General features: G+C 67.6%; 13 protein-coding genes. 8 read left to right on the top strand and 5 right to left on the bottom strand.

The window, feature by feature from the left end:
- Positions 1-208: 208 nt before the first annotated feature.
- Entirely contained in the window at positions 209-931 is a 723-nt protein-coding gene (locus JOF29_RS08230; RefSeq protein ID WP_209693626.1) for a 6-phosphogluconolactonase, read from the top strand.
- Between the two features lie 110 nt (positions 932-1,041).
- Here the strand turns inward: JOF29_RS08230 and JOF29_RS08225 are convergent, their stop codons facing one another.
- The 4 genes from JOF29_RS08225 to JOF29_RS08210 all read right to left on the bottom strand — a co-directional run bounded on the left by JOF29_RS08225 (position 1,042) and on the right by JOF29_RS08210 (position 5,474).
- Positions 1,042-1,389, bottom strand: a complete 348-nt coding sequence (locus JOF29_RS08225) for a VOC family protein (protein ID WP_209693625.1) — start codon at positions 1,387-1,389, stop codon at positions 1,042-1,044.
- A gap of 6 nt (positions 1,390-1,395) precedes the next feature.
- Positions 1,396-2,211 (bottom strand): MerR family transcriptional regulator, encoded by an 816-nt coding sequence (locus JOF29_RS08220; protein ID WP_209693624.1) that lies wholly within the window; start codon positions 2,209-2,211, stop codon positions 1,396-1,398.
- A 45-nt stretch (positions 2,212-2,256) separates the two neighbouring features.
- Positions 2,257-3,540 (bottom strand): ricin-type beta-trefoil lectin domain protein, encoded by a 1,284-nt coding sequence (locus JOF29_RS08215; RefSeq protein ID WP_307863208.1) that lies wholly within the window; start codon positions 3,538-3,540, stop codon positions 2,257-2,259.
- Between the two features lie 77 nt (positions 3,541-3,617).
- Entirely contained in the window at positions 3,618-5,474 is a 1,857-nt protein-coding gene (locus JOF29_RS08210; RefSeq protein WP_209693622.1) for a ricin-type beta-trefoil lectin domain protein, read from the bottom strand.
- 222 nt (positions 5,475-5,696) lie between these two features.
- On the opposite strand from JOF29_RS08210, the gene JOF29_RS08205 reads away from it, so the two are divergent.
- A complete protein-coding gene (locus JOF29_RS08205) occupies positions 5,697-6,923 on the top strand; it encodes a glycoside hydrolase family 16 protein (protein ID WP_209693621.1) in 1,227 nt (408 codons plus the stop codon).
- Here the strand turns inward: JOF29_RS08205 and JOF29_RS08200 are convergent.
- The gene (locus JOF29_RS08200) at positions 6,920-8,095 is read right to left on the bottom strand and encodes an ROK family transcriptional regulator (protein ID WP_209693620.1); all 1,176 of its coding nucleotides are present in this window, start codon (positions 8,093-8,095) and stop codon (positions 6,920-6,922) included. The genes JOF29_RS08205 and JOF29_RS08200 overlap by 4 nt on opposite strands.
- A gap of 222 nt (positions 8,096-8,317) precedes the next feature.
- Here JOF29_RS08200 and JOF29_RS08195 point away from each other — a divergent pair, with 222 nt between their 5' ends.
- The 6 genes from JOF29_RS08195 to JOF29_RS08170 all read left to right on the top strand — a co-directional run bounded on the left by JOF29_RS08195 (position 8,318) and on the right by JOF29_RS08170 (position 15,442).
- A complete protein-coding gene (locus JOF29_RS08195; protein WP_209693619.1) occupies positions 8,318-9,403 on the top strand; it encodes a LacI family DNA-binding transcriptional regulator in 1,086 nt (361 codons plus the stop codon).
- Positions 9,404-9,659: 256 nt separating this feature from the next.
- Positions 9,660-11,285: an ABC transporter substrate-binding protein gene (locus JOF29_RS08190; RefSeq protein WP_245357496.1), complete on the top strand. Its 1,626-nt coding sequence runs from the start codon at positions 9,660-9,662 to the stop codon at positions 11,283-11,285.
- Positions 11,286-11,455: 170 nt separating this feature from the next.
- Positions 11,456-12,469: an ABC transporter ATP-binding protein gene (locus tag JOF29_RS08185; RefSeq protein ID WP_209693617.1), complete on the top strand. Its 1,014-nt coding sequence runs from the start codon at positions 11,456-11,458 to the stop codon at positions 12,467-12,469.
- Positions 12,466-13,446, top strand: coding sequence for an ABC transporter permease (locus JOF29_RS08180; RefSeq protein WP_209693616.1), 981 nt, complete (start codon positions 12,466-12,468; stop codon positions 13,444-13,446). The genes JOF29_RS08185 and JOF29_RS08180 overlap by 4 nt, the downstream gene beginning before the upstream one ends.
- On the top strand, positions 13,446-14,447 hold the full coding sequence (locus JOF29_RS08175) for an ABC transporter permease (protein ID WP_209693615.1): 1,002 nt from the start codon (positions 13,446-13,448) through the stop codon (positions 14,445-14,447). The genes JOF29_RS08180 and JOF29_RS08175 overlap by 1 nt, the downstream gene beginning before the upstream one ends.
- A complete protein-coding gene (locus JOF29_RS08170; RefSeq protein WP_209693614.1) occupies positions 14,444-15,442 on the top strand; it encodes an ABC transporter ATP-binding protein in 999 nt (332 codons plus the stop codon). The genes JOF29_RS08175 and JOF29_RS08170 overlap by 4 nt, the downstream gene beginning before the upstream one ends.
- Positions 15,443-15,447: the final 5 nt, after the last annotated feature.

The raw sequence follows: 15,447 nt of genomic DNA, 5'->3' as shown, positions 1-15,447 counted from the left end.
GGCAACTCCTGCTTCGAGAGTAGACAAAGTCGATCCCCCAACTTGACTTTCTCAGCATCCGAACGCCCCCACAGCCCGACCCAGGCGGCTGCACGGCCACGTGCGGGTTGCGGTGACTACTTTGAGAAGCCACCAACCATGTCCGGAGCGGAAATCCGGTTGGTGGCTTCTCAAAGTGCGGCAGGCGGAATTGTGCGAGGCTTTGCGTATGACTGTCGAGCATGCGGTGCGGGTCAGCGGCTTCCCGGACCGCCGGGAGCTCGGGCGGGCCGCTGCCGCCGAGGCCGCCGTACGACTCCGGAAGGCGATCGCGGAGACGGGCCATGCACGCGTGATGCTCGCGGCCGCGCCGAGTCAGACCGCGACTCTGACGGCCCTCGCCGACGAGCGGGACCTCGACTGGAGCAAGGTCGTCTGTTTCCACATGGACGAGTACGTCGGCCTGAGCCCGGACGCGCCGCAGTCGTTCCGGAACTGGCTGCGCCGGACCTTCCTCGAAAAGGTGCCACAGGCAACCTTTCACCCACTGAATCCGGACGCCGACAGCTACGTCATGGGCGAGGAACCGTTCGACCTGGTGCTGTTCGGGCTCGGCGTGAACGGCCATCTCGCCTTCAACGATCCGCCCGCGGACTTCGACGACCCGCACGCGGTCAAGCGCGTCACACTGGACGAGACGAGCCGCCGGCAGCAGGTCGACGAGGGCAACTTCCCGACGCTGGCCGACGTACCGACGCACGCGGTCACGGTCACGATTCCCCGCCTGCTGAACGCCCACACCCTGATCGGCTCCGTTCCCGGCGCGGTCAAACGCCAGGCGGTGCACGACACCCTCACCCAGCCGATCGGCCCCGACCACCCCGGCACGGCGCTCCGCACCCACCCCGACGTACACCTGTTCCTCGACGCCGAGTCCAACCCACCAGGCTGAGGCATCGACCTTCACCCAGGTAGCCCGGACGCAGGCCCCGGCGGCGCCGCCGGACGGTTCTCACCTTCCTCCTCGAGCCGGTGCCTCGCAATCTCTCACCCGAGCTGCCCTCAGTGGTGCTCGGCCAGGTCGAAGACGTTGCCCTCCGGGTCGGCGAGGGTGATCCAGTGGGTGCCGTACTCGGTGTGCTCGTCGAGGCGTTTGGCACCGAGGTCGACGAGGCGGTCGACCTCGGCGGACCAGTCGGCGGTGGCGAGGTCGAGGTGCAGGCGGTTCTTGCCGGTGCGCGGCTCGGGGACTTGCAGGAACATCAGCGTCGGTCCGGCCGTCGCCTTGATGGTCGCAAAGAACTCGTTGGCCTCGGCCTCCACTTCGGACGACAGTACGGCGGCCCAGAAGGTTGCCAGCGCCTTCGCGTTCGCGCAGTCGACGGCGATGTTCTCGAGGGTGATCGACATGGGTGTTCAGCCTTTCAGGACAGGGATCCGCTGGATCGGCCAGCAGACCTCGGTTCGGTAGTCGGCCGGGTCGGGGACGTCCCCGGGGCCGATGGGATACAGCTCACGGATCGGGCCGGGCGCGACCTCGCAGTACTCCGCGACGTGACTGCCGAGGGCGCCGTACGTCCGGTCGAAGTCGGTCATGTGGCCCGCGTGCACGGCGATCGCGAAGTACCCGCCGGGCAGGTCGACGAGCTCGACGCCGTCGGCCGCCGGCTGGTCGAGCGGGACCGGATGGAACGCGACCACCTCGCCCTCGTCCTCGGTGAAGAACTCGTCGCTGTACGTCGCGCCGGAGGTGCCGCTGATGTGGCCGGCCACCTGGCCCAGGCGGCCGTACGCGAACTCGCACCACGGCCCGATCCCGTCGCGCAGCACCTGACCGCGGACGCCGTACGCACGGAACGGCGGGATGAAGCGGTACTGCACGTCGAGCAGCGGGCGGCCCGGGGTGAGCAGTTCGCGGAGTGAAGTGACGACGTCGCGGGTGTGCGCGAGCTCCTGCTCCATCCGCTCGAGGTGCGTGCGGAGCGTCTCCTCGCGGGCAGCACCGTCACCCGCCTCGACGACGGACCGCACGTCCGGCAAGGGCATCCGTAACTCGCGCAGCCGGCGGATCAGCAGGGCGGTCTCCACCTGTCCGGTCCCGTACCGCCGATACCCGGACGAAGTATCCACCGACACCGGCGCGAGCAGGCCGATCTCGTGGTAGTGGTGCAGGGTCTTCACACTCAGGTGGGTAAGTCGCGAAAACTCCCCCACCGTCACCGTCGCCGTCATGTGCCCTAGCTTCCACCCTCCGGCTACAGGAGGGTCAAACGCGCCCTACCCGGCGTACCGCCCGATCACCTTCGAGAAGTCCCACGGATTCTGGGCGATGCCGGAGCAACTGTCGGCGCTGCCGCCGGTGCAGGGGCGGTCGCGGTTGGTGGACCAGTAGGTGAAGCGGGCCAGGTGGTGCTGGGCGGCGTAGGCGAGGTTGGACTCGAAGTCGGACAGGTTGACGCGTTCTCCCGCCTGGTCGGTCAGGCCGTTGATGGAGGAGATGCCGATCCTGCGGTACGCCGCGTCGTCGGTCAGCCCGTACGCCGACTTGACCGCGTTCTTCAGCCCGTCCGCCGCCTGCTGCGTCAGCGTCCCCATGTTCGTCGACCCGCCGCCGAAGTCGAACGGCATGATCACCCAGCCGTCCAGGTTCAGCCCGAACGCCGCGCCGCGGTGGATCAGGTCCTGCCCGTCGCCGTCCGGCCCGGACTGCGTCGTGCCGAAGGTCAGGTACGTCGTGATCCCGGCGTTGTTCTGCTCGACGATCTTCAGCGCGTCGATGACCTTCTGCCGGACAGCCGGCTGCGCCATCTCCTGGTCCTCGATGTCGATGTCGATCGCCTTCAGCGACAACGCGTCGATCACCTTCTGGTACGCCGCCGCCAGCTCACCCGCCGTACCGCAGCTCTGGCCCAGCTTGTTCCCGGACCACCCGCCGAACGACACCACCACGTCGCCGCCGTTCGCGCGGATCGTGCTGATCGCCTGCTGGTCGACCCCGCCGGTCAGCGGCCGTCCGCCGTCCCACTGCGGGTTGCAGTAGCCGTTGGACAGGATGAACGCCATCGTGAACCACTTCACCCCGGTCGCGTTCATCACCGTCGCCGGGTCCGGCGGATCACCCCAGCCTTCATACAGGTACGGCGCTGCCGCCATCGGCGCACCACCCGCGGGCGGAGGTCCGTCCGACGCCGGCACGTTCCACTTCTGGTTCGCCGCACCGGTACAGCTCCACAGCTGCACCGGCGTACTGTTCGCGGGGTTGTTGCCCGTGACATCGAGGCACTTGTTCGCCTGCGGGTTCACCAGGTCACGGCCCGACGTGTACGTCCACTGCTGCGCTGCGGACCCGTTACACGTCCACAGCTGCACCCGGGCACCGTTAGCGACGGAGCCACCAGAAACGTCCAGGCACTTCCCGAGCGCCCGCAGCGTCCCGTCACTCGACCGCGACCACTGCTGCGCACCTGTCCCGTTGCAGTCGTACAGCTGAACCGCCGTACCGTCAGCAGTCCCAGTCCCAGCCGCAGCCACGTCCAAGCACTTGCCAGCCAGACCTGTCACAGCTCCGGTAGCAGCCTGCGCAGGAGTAGCCACCGTCAGCCCGAGTGCGAGAACCGCACCCCCTACCAGCAGCCGCTTCACGACACGGTCCACTTCTGGTTGGCCGCACCAGTGCAGCTCCACAGCTGGAGCGGGGTGCTGTTGGTTGAGACGTTACCCGTGACGTCGAGGCACTTGTTCGCCTGTGGATTCACTAGATCTCTCCCGCTCGTATAGGTCCATTGCTGGGCGCCGCTGCCGTTGCACGTGTAAAGCTGCACCTTCGCTCCGTCGGCAACTGAGCCCGCGTTGACGTCGAGGCACTTGCCGAGTGCACGGATGGTCCCGTCGCCAGGACGCTGCCATTGCTGCGCCGTCGAACCGTTGCAGTCGTACAGCTGGACCGCCGTACCGTCGGCACTGCTCGCACCAGCGACGTCCATGCACTTGCCGGCGAGCCCCGTGATCTGCCCGGAGCTACCAGCGCTCTGCGAGCCGGACCAGGTGAACGTCGCGGACGTCTGCGTAGGCAGCGTGTAGACGAACGACTGCGAGCCCCAGTTCACCCGGACCGACTGCGAGCTGCCCGTGGTGTTGTACGCGATCAGGGCCTTCGAACCGTCCGGGTTCTTCCACGCCACGTTCTTCACCGAGCCGTTGGCGGTGGAGTCGATCCGCAACGCCCCCGGCTTCACGAACTTCGTCAGGTGGCCCATCGTGTAGTACTCGACGGTCTTGGTGACCTGGCCGCGCAGGCTGTCGTTCCGGTGCACGGTGACGAGTCCGGTACAGACGTTGCACCCGGCACCGACGTACGGGAGGTGGTTCTCGTCGAGAGCGATGCCCCACTTGACCCACGACTTGTCCCAGTTGCGGGTGTAGTCGATCAGGTTGTTCATGTCCTCGGTCTGCTGGTTCCCGATCCAGGTACCGCCGGAGTGCTCGGTCATGTACGCGTTCACCGACGGGTACTGGTCGTGGATCTGGGTCTGCAGGTTCACGTCACCGCCGTACCCGTGCCAGGCGATCCCGCCGAAGTTCGGGTCGTTCCGTACCGCGGCGTCCGCCAGCGGGACCGAGCCGAGGTCGTTGTAGTTGCCCCAGTTGTAGTCGAGGAGCAGGACCTTGGTGGTGAGTCCGGCGGCGTGCAACGCGGGCAGCAGGTTGTTCTTGGTGAACTCGAGCAGCCCGGACCCGTTCCAGTTCATCGAGGCGTACCCCGTGCTGTCCGTACCGCAGCAGGTCGGCTCGTTCTGCACCGAGATGTAGTCGATGTGGTTGCCCTGGGCCTCGTTCTGCTGCAGGTACTTGACGAAGTACTGCGCGTACATCGGGTAGTACTCGGCCTTCAGCCAGCCGCGGTGGACGAAGTCGTTGTTGTCCTTCATCCAGGCCGGCGCGCTCCACGGCGAACCCATCACCTTCAACGCGGGGTTGAGCTGCCGTGCCTGCTTGGTCAGCGGTACGACGTCCGCCAGGTCGTGCTGGATGCTGAAGTCGTTCAGGTCGCAGCAGGTGTCGTCGTACGAGTAGTTGAACCGGGCCAGGTCGGACGCGCCCATCGGATTCCGGACGAAGGACAGACCGATCCCGTTCACCGGGTCGAACAGGTCCTTCATCACCTGGTCGCGGGTGGCCGCCGAGATCACGCCGCCGCTGTTCAGCAGCCAGGCGGAGCTGTCGGCGAACGACGCGCCGCCGCCCTCGAAGGACTGGTACGTCGTGTTCTCGTTGACCGTGATGGTCTGGTCCGCGGAGCCGCCGGCCGGGCCGAAGTTCACCGGGGTCTGCTGCTGCAGCCCCCGGGTCACGTTGCGGCCGCCGGAGTCGTTGGTGGTGGTCAGCCAGACGTTGACCTGCTCACCGGCGGCCTGGGCCGGTGCAGCGGTTCCGAAGCCGAGGCCGGCGGCGGCCACGCAGAGCGCGGCGACCGCGGGCGGCAGGAAGCGTTTCATGGGGCGGTTCTCCCTTTATTTCAAGGAGTTCAAGGCGGCGTCTGCCCGCGCCGCAACTGCTGGTCACCACGAGATAACCATCGGTGAAGAACCCTGTCAACGCCGAACCCACGACTTTTTTCAGATCTTTTAATTAGTCCCGGGGTTGACGTGGGAGCGTTCTCACGGCACGCTGCGGGCCAATCACTGTCCTCATTCAGACGCCCCCGAAATGAGGTACTCATGAAGCGTCCACGCTTGCTCGCGCTTGTCGCGATCGGTGCCGTCGCAGTCGGCACCGCCCTCCTCCAGCCGGCCGTCAGCGGCCATCAGCAGGCCTCCGCCGCACAGACGGCGACGGTCTGGGAGGACAACTTCGACGGCCCGGCCGGCCAGGCCCCCGATCCCGCCAAGTGGCGGTACGACATCGGCGGCAACGGCTGGGGCAACAACGAGATGGAGTACTACACCAACAGCACCCGCAACTCCGCTCTCGACGGCAACGGCAACCTGGTGATCACCGCCCGGCAGGAGAACGGCGGCTACCAGTGCCACTACGGCCCGTGCCAGTACACGTCGGCCCGGCTGCTCACCGCGCAGACCTTCACCCAGACGTACGGCCGGTTCGAGGCCCGGATCAAGATCCCCCGCGGACAAGGGATCTGGCCCGCGTTCTGGATGCTCGGCGGCGGCAACTGGCCGAACGACGGCGAGATCGACATCATGGAGAACATCGGCAAGGAGCCGGCCACCGTGCACGGCACCATCCACGGCCCGGGGTACTCCGGCGCCGGCGGCATCGGTGCCGCGTACAACCATCCGAACGGCTGGTCCTTCGCCGACGACTTCCACACGTTCGCGGTGGACTGGGCCCCGGACTCGATCACCTGGTACGTCGACGGCGTGCAGTACCAGCGCCGTACGCCGGCCGACCTGAACGGCAACACCTGGGTGTTCAACCACCCGTTCTTCATGATCCTGAACCTCGCCGTCGGCGGGTACTGGCCGGGCTACCCGGACGGGACCACGCAGATGCCGCAGACCATGACCGTCGACTACGTGCGCGTCACCACGCTCGGCAGCTCCGGCGGTGGCGGCTCGCAGATCACCGGCCTGGCCGGCAAGTGCCTGGACGTCGCCGGTGCGAACGCCGCCGACGGTACGACGGTGCAGCTGTACGACTGCAACGGCACCAACGCGCAGCAGTGGACCCGCCCTGGCGACGGCACGATCCGGGCCCTCGGCAAGTGTCTCGACGTGGCGAACGCCGGAGTCGCCGACGGGACCAGGGTCCAGCTGGCGACCTGCAACGGAAACGCTGCCCAGCAATGGGTTTACAGCTCCGGGCACGACCTGGTGAACCCACAGGCGAACAAGTGCCTCGATGTCACCGGCAACAGTTCCGCGAACGCCACCCCGACCCAGATCTGGACCTGCTCCGGCGCCGCCAACCAGAAGTGGACCGTCTAACGGACTGCGCCTCCATCGCGGAGTAGGCGTACTACGGGGAGGGTCGCGGCGCCGAGAGCCACGGCGTCGCGACCCAGTTCGCACAACACGATGGACACCTGTGCGTACGGCCGCCGGAGGGCGTGCTTGCCCACCTCCGCGCGGAGCTCGTCCAGGTGCTTCTCACCGAGGAGCAGACCGGCCCAGCCGCCGAGCACGATGCGTTCGGGGTTGACGAGGTTGACCAGGTTCGCGAATCCTGCGGCCAGGTAGCCGATCGTGTCCGCGACGATGGTTGCCGCCGGCTCCTTGTCCGACGCCAGGACCTCGACGAAGGCAGCCTCCTCGTCGCCCCCGACCAGCCCGCCGGCCTCCCGATAGCGGTCCAGCACGCCCTCGGCGCCGACGTACGCCTCGAGACAGCCGAGCGCCCCGCAGCGGCATCGCCGGCCGCCGTAGACGATCGTCATGTGGCCCCACTCGCCCGCACTGCTGCGGGTGCCGCGGTAGCTGGATCCGCCGGCCACCAAGGCGGATCCGACGCCGGAGCCGACCAGCGCGACGACCGCGTCGGTCGCGCCCCGGCCCGCGCCGAACCACATCTCCGCCTGGCCGAGCATGTTCGCGCCGTTGTCCACGTGCACCGGAATACCGATGCCCTCGGCAAGCATCGGGCCCAGCGGTACGGCGTCCCAGCCGAGCGTCTGCGCGTCGACGACTGCGTTGTCCTCGACCACGCCGGAGACCGCGACTCCGAGGCCGAGGATCTGCCCGGACCGTACGCCGGAGGCCGCGATCACGGTCGAAAGCCCTTCCAGGACGTGCTTCACGACCTCCTCGGGTGTCGGCGAGCTGATCGGGTGGTCGGCCCGGGCGAGGACGTTCATCGCCAGGTCGAACAGCTCCACCCGGACCCGGGTCTCCCCGACCTCGGCGCCCACGACGTACCGGAAGGTCGGTGCCACCCGCAACAGCACCCGCGGCCGGCCGCCCTCGGACTCGACCGAGCCGGCTTCCTCGACCACGCCCTCGGCGATCAGCTCCGCGACCAGGTTACTGACGCTCGCGGCACTCAGCGACGTCCGGACGGTCAGCTCCTGGCGACTCAGCGGGCCCTCGCGATAGATGCTGGTGAGGATCACCGAGCGGTTGGACCGGCGCATGTCGCGCACCGTGGTCCGGCGTACTTCCATCCTCGACCTCATCCTGCCCGGCCCGCGCGGGCCGCTCGACCCCGAGTTCATCACGTCACCCCCGGCGGCGGAAGATCCCCCTTCCTCCAGATCGTGAACTAAGACGCGATTCGTTACCGCCCCGTGATTGACGACCCGTCCCGGCTCGGCTTTCATCAACGGAACCGGTCCCGAAACCGGTTCCGACCAGTTCAGCCCCGACCGCCCGAGGGGAGCTTCAGCGTGTCCATCACGATCGCCGATGTCGCGGCCCGTGCCGGCGTCAGCAAGACCACCGTGTCGCGCGTCCTCAACGGCAAGGGCGAGCTGGACCTGCGGACCGCCGAACGTGTCCGGCAGGTGATCGAGGAGCTCGGGTACGTGCCGAGCGCCCGCGCCGTCGGGCTGGCCCGCGGCCGGACCCGGATCGTCGGGATGCTGGTCCCGTCGCTGACCTGGCCGTGGATGGGCGAGGTGCTGCAGGGCGCCGTCGACGTGGTCGAGAGCGAGGGCTACGGACTGCTGCTGTTCACCTTCAACCGGGGTGCGGAATCCATGCAGCAGTTCGCGTCCCAGGTCTCGTCGCAGTCCTTCGACGGCCTGCTGGTGATCGAGCCCGAGGGCACGCTCACCTACATCGAGCAGCTGCACGCCCGCGGCCTGCCGGTGGTCCTGATCGACGACCGCGACCACCGCCCGCAGTTCCCGTCCGTTGCGACCACCAACTACGCCGGCGGCGAGTCCGCCGCCCGGCACCTGCTGGAGCTCGGCCGCCGCCGGCCACTGGTGATCACCGGCGTCGAGCGCTTCGGCTGCACCCACGAACGCCTGGACGGTTTCCGCGACACCTACGCGGAGGCCGGGATCGAGCTCGACCCGAGACTCGTGTACGAGGGCGACTTCACCTACGAGAGCGGGCGCCGCGGCGTCCAGCAGGCACTCGACGAGCGTCTCGAGTTCGACGCGGTCTTCGCGCACAACGACCTGTCCGCCGGTGGCGCGATCCAGGCCGTCCGGGAGACCGGGCGGAACGTGCCGAGCGACGTCTCCGTGGTCGGCTTCGACGACATCCCGTACGCCGAACACACCGAGCCGCCCCTCACCACGGTGCACCAACCGATGCGCCAGATGGGCCAGGCCGCGGCCCGGATGCTGATGGCGCACTTCGCCGGTACGCCGCTCCCCACCCACCCTCTCGTCCTCCCGACAACCCTCATCGTCCGCAGCTCCACCGCCCCGAAACCCGCCCACCGCCTCCCCCTTACGTCCGAAGAAGCGAGGGCTCGCACCCACAGTTCTTCGGACGCAAGGGGGATGGCGGGGCAGTAGCGCTCCGGCGGCGGGGCAGCTGCCCCTGCTCCGTCGCCGGCGTACTCGCTCGACCGTGTGAGCTCTTCCCATGAGAGCGCTTTCACGCCAGGATGCACTGGCCCACCGGCTCAGGGTGGGCCATCCGCCAACTGATGCACAGGAGGAACCGATGCGAGCACGACGCACAGTCGCGCCAGGACCGCGGAAGCGGCGTTACTCGAGGAACGTCGCTTCCGCGGTCCTCGCCCTCACGGGCCTGCTCGCGGCAGCCACCTTGGCTGCTTGTAGTAACGGGGACGGGAAGGCCGCCGGCAGTGGCTCGGGCAGCGGCGCGACCGTACTGAACATCGGCATGCCGAACGGTCCGCAGACCGAGAACAACAACCCGTTCCTCGGCTCCTCCGCGGGTGCCTCGCTGGGCTACCGGTGGATGATCTACGAGCCGCTGGTGATGATCAACGGGATCAAGCCGACCGAGCCCGGCAAGCCCTGGCTGGCGACCGAGTGGAAGTGGGACGCCAACTTCACCAAGCTGTCGTTCACGATCCGCGACGGCGTGAAGTGGTCCGACGGCAAGCCGCTGACCGCGGACGACGTGGCGTACTCGTTCCAGCTGCGCAAGGACCACGACGCGCTGAACACCGACGCGATCCCGTACGGCACGATCACCGCCTCCGGAACCAAGGTGGACCTGACCTTCCCCCGGTCGCAGTTCACCAACCAGAACAAGATCCTGACCGTGTTCGTGGTACCGAAGCACCAGTGGTCGACGATCGCGGACCCGACCCAGGACACCCTGAAGAACCCGATCGGCACCGGCCCGTACACGGTCAAGTCGTTCACCCCGCAGACGACCACGCTGACGCTGCGGGACTCGTACTGGCAGGACCTGCCGAAGGTCAAGGAGCTCCGGTACACGTCGTACAACGACAACAACGCGCAGACCACCGCGCTGGCGAACGGCTCGTCGGAGTGGAGCTTCGTCTTCGTCCCGAACGTCAAGGCCGTCTACCAGGACAAGGACCCGAAGAACCACAAGCTCTGGTTCCCGGCGAACCTCGGCATCCACGGCCTGTGGATCAACACCACCAAGAAGCCGTTCGACAACCCGGCGCTGCGCCGCGCGATGAACCTGGTGATCAACCGCGACGACATCTTCCAGCAGGGCGAGGCCGGCTACTTCTACCCGAAGGTGGAGTCCGTCACCGGCATCCCCACACCGGCCGGTGCGTCCTTCATTGCCCCGGAGTACAAGGACAAGAACCACTCGGTCGACCTCGACGGCGCGAAGAAGGAGCTCTCCGCCGCGGGCTTCAAGCTCGAGGGCGACGTACTGAAGGACCCGGCCGGCAAGCCGGTGACGATCACGCTGACCGATCCGGCCGGCTGGTCGGACTACCAGACCGACCTGGAGATCATCAGGGACAACCTGTCCACGATCGGGATCAAGGCGACCGTCGACAAGGCCAACCAGGACGCCTGGTTCAAGAACATCGACACCGGCAACTTCGACGCCGCGATGCACTGGACCAACGGCGGCGCGACGCCGTTCGACATCTACCAGAACATCATGGACGGCAAGATCCTGAAGCCGGTCGGCAAGGGCGGTGTCAGCGGCAACTACGGGCGGTTCAACAGCCCGGAGGCGACCAAGGCGCTGGACCAGTACGCGAACGCCGCGGACGACGCGACCCGGACCGCCGCGCTGAACACGCTGCAGAAGATCATGGTCGAGCAGATGCCGATCATCCCCACCTCGGCGTCCAATGTCGGCGGTCTCTACAGCACCAAGAACTGGGTCGGCTGGCCCGACGAGCAGAACCAGTACGGGCCTGCGCAGCCGACCCAGCAGAACGCTCTGCAAATCATCCTGAACCTGAAGCCGGCCGGCAGCCAGTGAGGCGTGACCGCGGCGCCGGGCCCGACCCCGGCGCCGCGGCACCCCCAACCACATCCGGCGACCGCAGCCGGCGTCCGGCGACCGCAGCCAGCCCCCGAACCACATCCGGCGACCGCAGCGAGCCGCCCGAACCACATCCGGCGAGCGCAGCGAGCCGTGATCGGAGTCCAATGACGGTCACCGAGACCGAGGTTGTTCTGGAGGCCGTGGGCCTCACCAAGCATTTCCCGGTACGGCGGAGAGTCCGCGACCTGCTGTCCCGCGAACACAAGTCCGTCCACGCGGTCGACGACGTGCGGCTCACCCTGCGCCGCGGCCGCGTCACCGCACTGGTCGGCGAGTCCGGATCGGGCAAGTCCACCGTCGCGCGGCTGATGGCCCAGCTGTACGGGCGGACCGCCGGTGAGATCCGCCTGCACGGCGAGCCGGTCACGATCCGCGGCGGCCGGAAGTTCCGCGCCTACGCGCGCAAGGTGCAGCTGATCTTCCAGGACCCGTTCGCCTCGCTGAACCCGACGCACACCGTGCGGTACCACCTGACCCGGTCGCTGCGCATTCACGGCCGTGCAGGTGATCATGAGGAGAACCTCCGCAACCTGCTGGAGCAGGTCCAGCTCACTCCCCCGGAGCGCTACCTCGACAAGTTCCCGCACGAACTGTCCGGCGGTCAGCGGCAGCGGGTGTCGATCGCCCGCGCGCTCGGCGCCGACCCGGAGGCGCTGCTCGCGGACGAGCCGGTGTCGATGCTCGACGTGTCGATCCGGCTCGGCGTACTGAACCTGCTCCGGGACCTGAAGGAGCGGCTCGACCTCGCGATCCTCTACATCACCCACGACATCGCGTCCGCGCGGTACTTCGCCGACGAGACGCTCGTGATGTACGCCGGGCGGTTGGTCGAGGGCGGCGACTCCGAGACCGTGACGCAGCACCCGGCCCATCCATACACGCGGCTGCTGATCGAGAGTGCGCCGGACCCCGACCGGCTCGGGCAGCTGAGTACGCCGGAGGACCAGGCCGGCGGCGAACCGCCGAGCCTGATCGCACCGCCTAGCGGCTGCCGGTTCAACCCGCGCTGTGTGCACGCGATGCCGAAGTGCTCGACCGACCTTCCACCCCGCTTCGAACTGCCGTCCTCAGGTCATTGGGCCGCCTGCTGGTTGTACGAGGAAGGGGCGGCGCAGTGAAGTTTCTCCTGCAGCGCTTGGCGTTCTACGTCTTCACGGCGTGGGCGGCGCTGACCATCAACTTCTTCATCCCGCGGCTGATCCCGGGCGACCCGGTGACGTCGCTGATCAACAAGTACCAGGGCCAGCTGAGCACCGACGCGATCAAGTCGCTGTACGTGCTGTTCGGCCTGGACAAGCACGCGTCGCTGTGGAGCCAGTACGTCGACTACTGGCGGCAGGTGTTCCACGGCGACCTCGGGTTGTCGTTCACGTTCTTCCCGACACCGGTTTCGGAAATCCTGAAACAGAGCTTGCCGTGGACGATCGCGCTGGTCGGCATCACGACGTTCGCGAGCTTCATGATCGGTACGACGCTGGGCGTCGTCGCGGGCTGGCGGCGCGGGTCGATCATGGACGGGTTGTTGCCAGTGACAACGTTCCTGTCGTCGATCCCGTACTTCTGGCTCGGCCTGCTGGCGATCGCGCTGCTGGCTGGACCGGGCAGCTTCTTCCCGTCGTCCGGCGGGTACGAGCCGGGGCTGGTGCCTTCGTGGAACGCCGGGTTCATCGGCAGCGCCGTACAGCACAGTCTGCTGCCGGCGTTCACGATCCTGATCTCGTCGGTGAGCGGCTGGATCCTGACCATGCGGAACATGATGGTGACGGTCGCGTCCGAGGACTACATCACGGTCGCGCACGCGAAGGGCCTGCCGGAGCGCCGGGTGATGGTCAGCTACGCGGCGCGGAACGCGTTGTTGCCGAACGTTTCCGGGTTCGCGCTGTCGCTCGGTTTCATCGTCGGCGGCACGCTGCTGGTGGAGATCGTGTTCTCCTACCCGGGTATCGGCTACAACCTGTTCCAGGCCGTAGGCGCCAAGGACTACCCCCTGATGCAGGGCGTCTTCCTGGTGATCACGCTGTCGGTTCTGGTGGCCAATCTGCTCGCCGACGTCGCGTACCTGCTCCTCGACCCGCGTACCCGGAAGGAGGGCTGATGACCGCCACGATCACCGCGGTGACGACCTCAGTGGCGCCGGCCAAGCGCCGGCGGTTGCGGTTCGTCGCGAACCCGAAAGCGGCAACCGGCCTCGTCGTGCTCGCGTTCTTCTGCCTGATCGCGATCATCGGCCCGTGGATCGCGCCGTACGACCCGTCGGCGCGGAGCAGAGACCTGATCCAGGCGCCGTCCGGAAAGCACTGGTTCGGAACGACGCACCTCGGGCAGGACATCTTCAGCCAGGTGCTGGTCGGTACCCGCGGAGTGATGTTCGTCGGGCTGCTGGCCGGGCTGGTCGCGACCACGTTGTCGATCCTGATCGGGGTCAGCGCGGGTTTCCTCGGCGGCGCCGCGGACGACGGGCTTTCCGCGCTGTCAAACGTTTTCCTGGTGATTCCGGCGCTGCCGCTGATCATCATCGTGGCGTCCACGATCCCGTCCGCGGGCGACCTGATGGTTGCCCTGGTCATCGGTTTCACGTCCTGGGCCTGGGGTGCGCGGGTACTGCGCGCGCAGACGTTGTCGCTGCGCCGGCGGGACTACGTGGAGGCGGCCCGGGCGACCGGCGAGAGTACCTGGCGGATCATCACGTTCGAGATCATGCCGAACCTCACCGCGATCATCGCGTCCGGCTTCGTCGGGACGGTGATCTTCGCGGTGATGTCCGAGATCACGCTGGCGTTCATCGGCATCTCGACGATCTCCGAGTGGAACTGGGGCACGATCCTGTTCTGGGCGCAATCACAGCAGGCACTGGCCCAGGGCGCGTGGTGGTGGTTCGTCCCGGCCGGCCTGGCGATCGCGGTCCTCGGTACGGCGCTGTCGCTGATCAACTTCGGTATCGACGAGTTCGTCAGCCCGCGGCTGCGCTCGAGCGGTCACACGAAGGTGAAGACGAAGGACGGTCACACGGTGCGGATGCGGGTCGGCTTCACTCCGGTCCTTTCGTCCCGTGAACCGGTGACCCCCGTCGCACGTCGCGAGGAGGATGCCGCGTGAAGACGCCCGTACTGGAGATCAAGAACTTCCACGTCGACTACGGTCTCGGCTCTGAAGCAGTTCAGGCCGTCCGGGACGTGACGCTGACGTTGCACCGCGGTGAAGTACTCGGCCTGGCCGGCGAGAGCGGCAGCGGGAAGTCGACGCTCGCGTACGGCGTGACGCGACTGCTGCCGCCGCCCGGCGTGATCAGCGGCGGGTCGGTCGTCTACTACCCGCCTAGCGGCGACCCGTACGACGTGATGGCGCTGACCGACGCCGAGCTGCGGAGGTTCCGCTGGGCGGAGACGTCGATCGTGTTCCAGGGCGCGATGAACTCGCTGAACCCGGTGCACAAGGTCTCCACCCAGCTGCTCGACGTGATCAAGGCGCACGAGCCCGGGCTGTCCGCACCGGCCCGGATCGCCCGGGCGCAGGAAATGCTCAAACTCGTCGGCATTTCCGCGGACCGGATGGACGCGTACCCGCACCAGTTGTCCGGCGGCATGCGGCAGCGGGTGATGATCGGCATGGCGCTCGTCCTCGAGCCGCAGGTCGTGATCATGGACGAGCCGACCACCGCCCTCGACGTGGTGATGCAACGCCAGATCCTCGCCCAACTCGTCGAACTCCGCGAACGCCTCGGCTTCTCGGTCCTCTTCATCACCCACGACCTGTCTCTGCTGGTCGAGTTCTCGGACCGCATCGCGATCATGTACGGCGGCCGCATCGTCGAGGAAGCGCGCTCCGCCGACCTCTACAAGGATTCCCTGCACCCCTACAGCGAAGGCCTCCTGAAGTCCTTCCCGGCCCTGCGCGGCGCCCGCCGGGAACTCGCCGGAATCCCCGGATCACCGCCGGACCTTCGCGGAATGCCGTCCGGGTGCTCGTTCCATCCACGCTGTCCGCAAGCGTTCGAACGCTGCTCCGTCGACGTTCCCGTCCTGGAGATCCCGTCCGCCCGCAACGACCCCAACCGAGCTGTCGCGTGCTGGCTCCCCGGCCGCACTGCCTAGAAAGG

The sequence above is a fragment of the Kribbella aluminosa genome, from assembly GCF_017876295.1.
GTDB lineage: Bacteria > Actinomycetota > Actinomycetes > Propionibacteriales > Kribbellaceae > Kribbella > Kribbella aluminosa.
Note: the sequence above shows the minus strand (reverse complement) of the source record. Positions and strands in the feature narration are given on the sequence as shown.

Coding starts and splice junctions, on each gene's coding strand:
- JOF29_RS08205 (WP_209693621.1), top strand. CDS start 5,697: ATGAAGCGTCCACGCTTGCTCGCGCTTGTCGCGATCGGTGCCGTCGCA.
- JOF29_RS08210 (WP_209693622.1), bottom strand. CDS start 5,474: ATGAAACGCTTCCTGCCGCCCGCGGTCGCCGCGCTCTGCGTGGCCGCC.
- JOF29_RS08175 (WP_209693615.1), top strand. CDS start 13,446: ATGACCGCCACGATCACCGCGGTGACGACCTCAGTGGCGCCGGCCAAG.
- JOF29_RS08185 (WP_209693617.1), top strand. CDS start 11,456: ATGACGGTCACCGAGACCGAGGTTGTTCTGGAGGCCGTGGGCCTCACC.
- JOF29_RS08225 (WP_209693625.1), bottom strand. CDS start 1,389: ATGTCGATCACCCTCGAGAACATCGCCGTCGACTGCGCGAACGCGAAG.
- JOF29_RS08200 (WP_209693620.1), bottom strand. CDS start 8,095: ATGGAAGTACGCCGGACCACGGTGCGCGACATGCGCCGGTCCAACCGC.
- JOF29_RS08220 (WP_209693624.1), bottom strand. CDS start 2,211: ATGACGGCGACGGTGACGGTGGGGGAGTTTTCGCGACTTACCCACCTG.
- JOF29_RS08230 (WP_209693626.1), top strand. CDS start 209: ATGACTGTCGAGCATGCGGTGCGGGTCAGCGGCTTCCCGGACCGCCGG.